The organism is Colwellia ponticola (genome assembly GCF_005885605.1).
In the GTDB taxonomy this organism is placed as follows: domain Bacteria; phylum Pseudomonadota; class Gammaproteobacteria; order Enterobacterales; family Alteromonadaceae; genus Colwellia; species Colwellia ponticola.
In genome coordinates, this window is the sequence record NZ_SZVP01000125.1 from 1 (window position 1) to 449 (window position 449).

2 protein-coding genes are annotated in these 449 nt (G+C 58.6%); both read left to right on the forward strand.

Going from position 1 to position 449, the window contains the following annotated elements; translation table 11 throughout:
* On the forward strand, positions 1-106 hold a 106-nt coding region (locus tag FCS21_RS17140; protein WP_138624512.1), incomplete at its 5' end, for a DUF4823 domain-containing protein.
* A gap of 16 nt (positions 107-122) precedes the next feature.
* Positions 123-449, forward strand: a 327-nt coding sequence (locus tag FCS21_RS16155) for a DUF1285 domain-containing protein (RefSeq protein ID WP_138624513.1), incomplete at its 3' end; no start/stop codon positions are given.

Below are 449 nucleotides of genomic sequence, written 5' to 3' on the forward strand. Positions count from 1 at the left end.
CAGTCGTGGCGGTTTACTGACGTTCCACGACAACAAGCCAGAAGACCTGATTGCCCGCCCCTTGGCGCAGTACGCCCGAGGCCTGTTGGGCATGGGCGATCAGTAACACCAAGGAGAACACCATGACCGATTCCGCCAAGGCCAACGATCTGTTGGCTCAGTTGCCCAAGGGCAAGGGACCGGCGCCGGTGCATCTGTGGAACCCGGATTTCTGCGGCAACATCGACATGCGCATCGCCCGTGACGGCACCTGGTTCTACCAGGGCACGCCGATCGGGCGTAAGCCGATGGTCAAATTGTTTTCTAATATCATCCGCCGAGATGGCGATGATTACTTCCTGATCACCCCAGTGGAAAAAGTCGGTATCACCGTCGAAGATGCGCCCTTTGTCGCGGTTACTCTCGACGTCGAAGGGCAGGGCGAAAGCCAGGTGCTGCGTTTCACCACC